At 69.5% G+C, this 6,950-nt stretch carries 5 protein-coding genes and 2 tRNA genes; 3 read left to right on the forward strand and 4 right to left on the reverse strand.

Annotated features, from left to right (window positions below; genetic code table 11):
• Positions 1–101 precede the first annotated feature (101 nt).
• Both RDU12_RS10505 and RDU12_RS10510 read right to left on the reverse strand, forming a co-directional pair.
• Positions 102–175, reverse strand: a tRNA-Gly gene (locus RDU12_RS10505).
• A gap of 76 nt (positions 176–251) precedes the next feature.
• Positions 252–335, reverse strand: a tRNA-Tyr gene (locus RDU12_RS10510).
• Positions 336–482: 147 nt separating this feature from the next.
• Between RDU12_RS10510 and rlmB the strand changes: the two genes are divergently transcribed.
• Complete coding sequence (gene rlmB / locus RDU12_RS10515; protein ID WP_308684584.1) at positions 483–1,409, forward strand: 23S rRNA (guanosine(2251)-2'-O)-methyltransferase RlmB; 927 nt, start codon at positions 483–485, stop codon at positions 1,407–1,409.
• Between the two features lie 51 nt (positions 1,410–1,460).
• Complete coding sequence (locus RDU12_RS10520; RefSeq protein ID WP_308684585.1) at positions 1,461–2,309, forward strand: YjbE family putative metal transport protein; 849 nt, start codon at positions 1,461–1,463, stop codon at positions 2,307–2,309.
• A 52-nt stretch (positions 2,310–2,361) separates the two neighbouring features.
• Here RDU12_RS10520 and metG read toward each other — a convergent pair whose 3' ends face one another.
• On the reverse strand, positions 2,362–4,068 hold the full coding sequence (gene metG, locus RDU12_RS10525) for a methionine--tRNA ligase (protein WP_300292409.1): 1,707 nt from the start codon (positions 4,066–4,068) through the stop codon (positions 2,362–2,364).
• 117 nt (positions 4,069–4,185) lie between these two features.
• A complete protein-coding gene (locus tag RDU12_RS10530) occupies positions 4,186–5,526 on the reverse strand; it encodes an MATE family efflux transporter (protein WP_300292411.1) in 1,341 nt (446 codons plus the stop codon).
• Positions 5,527–5,831: 305 nt separating this feature from the next.
• On the opposite strand from RDU12_RS10530, the gene RDU12_RS10535 reads away from it, so the two are divergent.
• A partial coding sequence (locus tag RDU12_RS10535; protein WP_308684586.1) for a carboxyl transferase domain-containing protein occupies positions 5,832–6,950 on the forward strand: 1,119 nt, incomplete at its 3' end.

Raw genomic sequence — 6,950 nt, forward strand, 5'->3', positions numbered from 1 at the left:
TGCCGATGTTGCAGTGCGGCTTGTTACGTTCGAACTTTTCCTTGGCCATGGCCAAAACTCCTGTGGCCCGGAAAGGGGCGATTGGGTCAGCTGTCGAATTCTGGAGCGGGTAGACGGAATCGAACCGACATATTCAGCTTGGAAGGCTGCTGTACTACCATTGTACTATACCCGCACGGAGACGGCCCCGGGCCCGAAAGCCGTCGGCCGCCGACCCGATATGGCGTCCGGACCGTCGTTTCGAAAGCGCGTGGTGGGGGAAGCAGGACTCGAACCTGCGAAGCTTACGCAGGGGATTTACAGTCCCCCCCCTTTGCCGCTCGGGACATTCCCCCAGCGCGCTTTTCGAACCGTCGGACCGCTGCGACGTTGGTCTTTCGACCCCCGGCGCAACAAAAGCTCTCGGTGTCTCGCGTCGCCTGCGATAGGAGGGGCGCCAGACCCGAAAGCCCTCAGGGCTCCAAATCGGAGGGCGTCTTATAGTGTCGAGAAATCCAGAACGCAACGACCGGAAATCGGGCAAAAAACCGGCATTCGGAGGCAAGCCCGGCGGGCGTCCGGACGCCGCGCGGCCTTTCGACAAGGGCGCGCCGAAGAGCGGCGGATGGAACCCCAATCCGCCGGCCCGGGCCGCTGATTCCGCCCCCCGTCCCGCGCGCGGCGGCAAGGCCGACGCCGACAATTTCGTGTGGGGCCGCCACCCCGTGCTCGCCGCCCTGGCCAATCCGGCCCGCAAGGGCATGGGCCGGCTGCTGGCGACCGCCGACCGCGCCGCCGAGCTGGAACGCGACAAGGCGGCCCACGGCCACAAGATCGAGATCATCGAGGCCCAGGCGCTGGACCGGATGCTGCCCGCCGGGGCGGTGCACCAGGGTCTGGCCTTCAAGGTCCAGCCGCTGGAGGGCGTGGCGCTGGAGGACATCGCCGATCCGGCCCCGGCGCCGGGCGAGGGCGGCGTCATCGTCATGCTGGACCAGCTGACCGATCCCCAGAACGTCGGGGCCATCTTCCGCTCGGCCCTGGCCTTCGGGGCGCGCGGGATCGTGGTCCAGGACCGGCACTCCCCCGCCCTCGCCGGGGCCCTGGCCAAGGCCTCGGCCGGGGCGACCGAACGCCTGCCCTGCGCGCGGGTGACCAATCTGAGCCGGGCGCTGGAGACGCTGGCCGACCTCGGCTGGCGCGCCGTGGGGCTGGACGGGGACGCGGAGCTGACGCTGGAGCAGGCGCTGGACGAGCGGCCGACCGTGCTGGTCATGGGCTCCGAGGGCGACGGCGTGCGCCGGCTGGTGGCCGAACACTGCGACGTCATGGCGCGCATCCCCATGCCCGGCGGATTCGAGAGTCTGAACGTCTCCAACGCCGCCGCCGTGGCGCTTTATGAATCGACCCGCGCGCGCGGCGGGACCTGAACCCCGCCTTCCATCTTGCCCAACCCGCCTCCCCTGCCCTAGAGCGCGCCCATGGAATTCCTGTCTCCCGAACTCGCCAGCCAGGCCACCGCCCTCGGCAAGGTGCTGATGATCGACCTGGTGCTGGCCGGCGACAACGCCGTGGCCGTGGGTCTGGCCGCCGCCGCCCTGCCGCAGGAGCAGCGCCGCAAGGCCATCCTGATCGGCCTGGCCGCCGCCGTGGTCATGCGCATCGGCTTCGCCCTGATCACGGTGCAGCTGCTGGCCATCATCGGCCTGCTGCTGGCCGGCGGCGTGCTGCTGCTGTGGGTGTGCTGGAAGATGTGGCGCGAGCTGCGCGAGCAGGCCACCCACGACCAGGCCGAGGCCGAGCACGAGCTGGAGCTGGCCCTCGCCATCGAGCACGGGAAAGGCCCCTCGCCCGAGGAGCTGGGCCTGAAGCGCAAGACCTTCGGCGCGGCCCTGATCCAGATCATGATCGCCGACATCACCATGTCGCTGGACAATGTGCTGGCCGTGGCCGGCGCGGCCCATGACCACCCGTGGATCATGGTCTTCGGCCTGATCCTGTCGATCGCCCTGATGGGCGTGGCCGCGACCTATATCGCCAAGCTGCTGAACCAGCACCGCTGGATCGGCTACGTCGGCCTGGTGGTGGTGCTGTATGTGGCGCTCCACATGATCTGGGACGGCGCCCGTTCAGTGATCGTGCGCACCGACCGGATGGAGGAATTCAACGCCGCCGCCCCGGCCTTCCTCGACATCGGCGAGGAAGAGGCCGCCAAGCACCTGAAGGGGCTGGAGACGGAAGACGGCGCCCCGCCGGCGCCGCCGACGCCGACCTCCCCGGCGGACGCGCCGCCGCCCGTGACGGCGGAACCGCCGACGCCGGCCCCATAGACAAAAGGCCCGGAGCGATCCGGGCCTTTTTCAATTCGACCCGGGCGGCGGCTCAGACCCCGGCGCCGCCGAACCGCTCCGACCACTCCGCCACCTGGGCGTCCTCGATCTTGGTGAACAGCACCCCCTGGGCCGCCACCGCCCGGCCGCGCGGCAGGACGTCCAACAGCGCCTCGTCCGGCTTCGGCCACGACAGGTCCGTCGCCCCCACCGAGGCGGCGATCTTCCCGGCCGAGAACGGCGTCACCGGCGCCGCCAGCCGGGCGAACAGGGCGACGAGGTTCAGACCGGTGCGCACCCCGACGGCGGCGCTCGGAACATCCGTTTTGAAGGCGGTCCAGGGTGCCGCCTCCTGCAGATACTCATTGCCCAGCACCCAGACCGCGCGCAGGGCCTGGCAGGCCTTGCGGAACTCCATTGCCTCGAAGGCGGCCGTGGCCTCGGCGATGCCGGCGGCGACGTCGGCCTCCAGCTTCGCTTCCAGCGGCCCCGGCTCGCCGGCTTCGGGCACGACGCCGTCGAATTTGCTCTCCGCGAACTTCACGATCCGGTTGACGAAATTGCCCAGCACGTCGGCCAGGTCCTTGTTGGTCGTCGACTGGAACTGCTCCCAGGTGAAGGCCGCGTCCGAGCCCTCGGGCCCGTAGGCGGTCAGATGCCAGCGCCAGTAGTCGGCCGGCAGAAGCTCCAGCGCCTGGTCCATGAACACGCCGCGCTTCTGGCTGGTCGAGAATTTCCCGCCGTACCAATTCAGCCAGTTGAAGGCCTTCAGGGTGTCGACCGTCTTCCAAGGCTCGCCTGAGCCCAGGATCGTCGCCGGGAAGCTGACGGTGTGGAAGGCGACATTGTCCTTGCCCATGAACTGGACGTAGCGGACGTCGTCGGCGCCCTCGTCGGTGCGCCACCAGTCGCGCCAGGTCCGCCCCGTGGCCTCGGCCCATTCCTCGGTCGCGCCGATATATTCGATCGGGGCGTCAAACCAGACGTAGAAGACCTTGCCTTCCAGGCCCGGCCGCGGCCCGCCGTCGGGACCGACCACCGGCACGCCCCACTTCAGGTCGCGGGTGATGCCGCGGTCGATCAGCCCCTCGTCGAGGTGTTTCAGGGCGATGGAGCGGGCCAGGGTCTGCCAGTCGGTCCTGGACCCGATCCAGTCGCGGATGCGCTGCTCCAGCTTCGTCTGCAGCAGATACAGGTGGCGGGTGTCGCGCGCCTCGAGGTTCTTCGACCCCGACACCGCCGAATAGGGGTCGATCAGGTCGGTCGGGTCCAGCAGCCGCCCGCAGTTGTCGCACTGATCCCCCCGCGCCCCGACATGGCCGCAGTGCGGGCAGGTGCCCTCGACATAGCGGTCGGGCAGGAAGCGGGCGTCGTCGACCGAATAGATCATCCGGTCGACCCGCTCCTCGATCAGGCCGTTCTTCTCCAGCACCTCGGCGAAATGCTGGGTCAGGCGGTGGTTGGGCGGGTTCGACGAGCGGCCGAACCAGTCGTAGCTCAGGCCGAAGGCCTCGCCCGCCGCCTTCTGGATCTCGTGCTGCTCGTCGCAATAGGTCCGCACGTCCTGGCCGGCGGCGGCGGCGGCCAGCTCGGCCGGGGTGCCGTGCTCGTCGGTGGCGCAGATGTAGAGCACCTCATGGCCCTGGGCCCGCTTGAACCGCGCCCAGACGTCGGCGGGCAGCATCGACCCGGCCAGATTCCCCAGATGCTTGACGCCGTTGATGTACGGCAGGGCCGAGGTGATCAGGATGCGGGACATGGGTTCCGGAGGTTCGAGGGGCGAGGGACGAGGGACGAGGGAGATCGGTTAGTGGCGAGTGCGGGCCGATTTCGCAACACCCAGCCGGCGGCTCCCCGGTTCCCTCGACCCTCGCCCCTACCCGGGCAGCCGCCGCGCCACCCGCACGAACCGGCCCGTCAGCAGCGCCGACGACACCAGGCTGGCGAGGATCACGGCCCAGACCAGGCCGTTGACGCCGATCTCGTGCGCCAGCCACCAGCCCAGCGGCATCATGATCAGGCTGTAGGACAGGAAATGCATGATCGTCGGCCACCAGACGTCGCCCGCCGCGCGGTTGGCCGAGGCCGAGACCACCTGGATGCCGTCGGCGACGAAGAACAGGGTCGCGAGCACCAGCGCCGGAACCACCACCGCCAGCAGGGCCGGGTCGCGGTTGTAGGCGCTGGCCACCCATCCTGCGGTCGGCCACAGCGCCAGCGCCACCGTCAGCGTCAGGACGCTGACCACCCCCAGCCCGACCAGCCCGGCCCGCATCACCCCGCGCCCGTCCCTCGCGCCATAGGCCTGGCCGACCAGCACCGCCGTCGCCGACGACAGCCCCATCGGGACCATGAAGACGATGGCCGAAACGTTGAGCACGATGGTCCAGGCCGCGGTCTCGATGGCCCCCAGCTGGCCCGCGATGATGGTCATGGCCCCGAAGGCGGCGACCTCGATGAAATAGGAGCTGCCCGCGCCGTAACCGACCTTGCGCTGCTCGCGCTCGGCCGGCGGGTCGCGCCGGGGACGGTCGAACACCCCCAGCGACCGCGCCTCCGGCATCCGCACGATGTAGACGATCAGGAACACCGCCAGCGAGGTGCGGGCGAACAGCGTCGCCCAGGCCGCCGCGACGGCGCCGTCGAAGCCGAGCCCCAGCACATCCGGCACCAGCAGCAGGTTCAGCGCCAGATTGACGCCGTTGGCGATCCACATCGCCCACATGCCCGCGCGCGGCCGGTGCAGGGCCTCGAGAAAGAACTGGGCCGCCACGCTGACCAGATAGCCGGGCATCGACAGGGCCAGCACGATCAGCACCGGCGAGGCGCCCTCGGCCAGTCCGTCGGCCAGACCCAGATTCCCCAGCGCCCACGGACCCAGAAGGATCAGGCCGACCATGGCGCCGAGGCCCAGCTGCAGCGAATAGGTCACCCCGCGCCGCAGCACCGCCCCGACCTCGTGCCGCCGCCCCTCGCCGAGGAAGCGGGCGGTCATCACCTGCACCCCCATCATCAGCCCGACGGCGGTGGTGACCACGATCATCGTCGGGGTCAGGGCCAGCGAGCTGTAGGCCAGCTCCACCCCCGACCAGTTGCCGACCACGATCACATCGGTCAGCCCCATGGTCATGATGCCGATGCGCGCCAGCACCACCGGCCACGCGAGGTGCAGCAGGTCTTTCAGGGTCGCACGGGTCTTGAGGCTGAGCACGGTCATGGGCCGCGCGACAGGCCACGGCGAAGGTTCGGCGTCAACTGGATTTGCAGGCCGGTGACATAAGCTCTCTTTGCTTTCGTCATTCCGGGCGCAGGCGCGAAGCGCCGGAGACCCGGAACCCAGCGGCGCGCGAGAGCGCGAAGCTGTCGGGAGCACCGTCGCCTCAAGTCCTCCACGACCGGTGTTTCGCCGCCGTCGCGGCGCCGCTGGGTTCCGGGTCTGCGGCTCGCTGCGCGAGCCTTCGCCCGGAATGACGATAGCTAATTGCTATGGAGCGAGCGCGGACGGCGCCCTAAACCACCCCCATGCCCAAGCTGACGACCGCCATCGACCGCAACAGCCCCGCCTTCAAGGCGCTCGACGCCCACAACCGCGCCCTGCGCGACGAGCTGCGCGAACGCGTGGCCCAGGCCGCCCTCGGCGGTCCCGAGAAGTCGCGCGACCGCCACGTCGCCCGCGGCAAGTTGCTGCCCCGCGACCGCGTCGAGCGGCTGCTGGACCCCGGCTCGCCCTTCCTCGAGATCGGCCAGCTGGCCGCCTGCGACATGTATAAGGGCGAGGCCCCCGGCGCCGGCATGATCTGCGGCGTCGGCCGGGTCTCGGGCCGCGAGGTCATGATCGTCGCCAACGACCCGACGGTGAAGGGCGGCGCCTATTTCCCGATGACGGTGAAGAAGCACCTACGGGCCCAGGAGATCGCCGAGCAGAACCGCCTGCCCTGCGTCTATCTGGTCGATTCCGGCGGCGCCAACCTGCCGCACCAGGCCGAGGTCTTTCCCGACCGCGACCATTTCGGCCGCATCTTCTTCAACCAGGCCCGGATGTCGGCGAAAGGCATCCCCCAGATCGCCTGCGTCATGGGCTCCTGCACCGCCGGCGGCGCCTATGTCCCGGCCATGTCGGACGAGAGTGTCATTGTCCGCGAACAGGGCACTATCTTCCTCGCCGGCCCGCCGCTGGTGAAGGCCGCCACCGGCGAGGTCATCTCGGCGGAGGAGCTGGGCGGAGCCGAGACCCACGGCCGCAAGTCCGGCGTGGTCGACTATGTCGCCGAAAACGACGAGCACGCGCTCGAGATCGTCCGCACCATCGTCGACAGCCTGAACACGGTGAAGCGGGTCGACCTCGACGTGCGCGAGCCGCGCGCCCCGGCCTTCGACGCCGAGGAGCTGTACGGGATCATCCCCGACGACGTCCGCGCCCCCTATGACGTGCGTGAGGTCATCGCCCGCCTCGTCGACGGCTCGGAGTTCGACGAGTTCAAGGCCCTGTACGGCACGACCCTGGTGTGCGGCTTCGCCCGCATCTGGGGCTATCCGGTCGCCATCCTCGCCAACAACGGCGTGCTGTTCGGCGAGTCGGCCGTCAAGGGGGCGCATTTCATCGAACTGTGCGACAAACGCGTCACCCCATTGCTTTTCCTT

It is taken from the genome of Brevundimonas sp., assembly GCF_031082345.1.
GTDB lineage: Bacteria > Pseudomonadota > Alphaproteobacteria > Caulobacterales > Caulobacteraceae > Brevundimonas.

Excerpts from the sequence above, each read along its gene's own strand:
- metG (WP_300292409.1), bottom strand. The coding sequence starts at position 4,068 with ATGTCCCGCATCCTGATCACCTCGGCCCTGCCGTACATCAACGGCGTC.
- RDU12_RS10530 (WP_300292411.1), bottom strand. The coding sequence starts at position 5,526 with ATGACCGTGCTCAGCCTCAAGACCCGTGCGACCCTGAAAGACCTGCTG.
- RDU12_RS10520 (WP_308684585.1), top strand. The coding sequence starts at position 1,461 with ATGGAATTCCTGTCTCCCGAACTCGCCAGCCAGGCCACCGCCCTCGGC.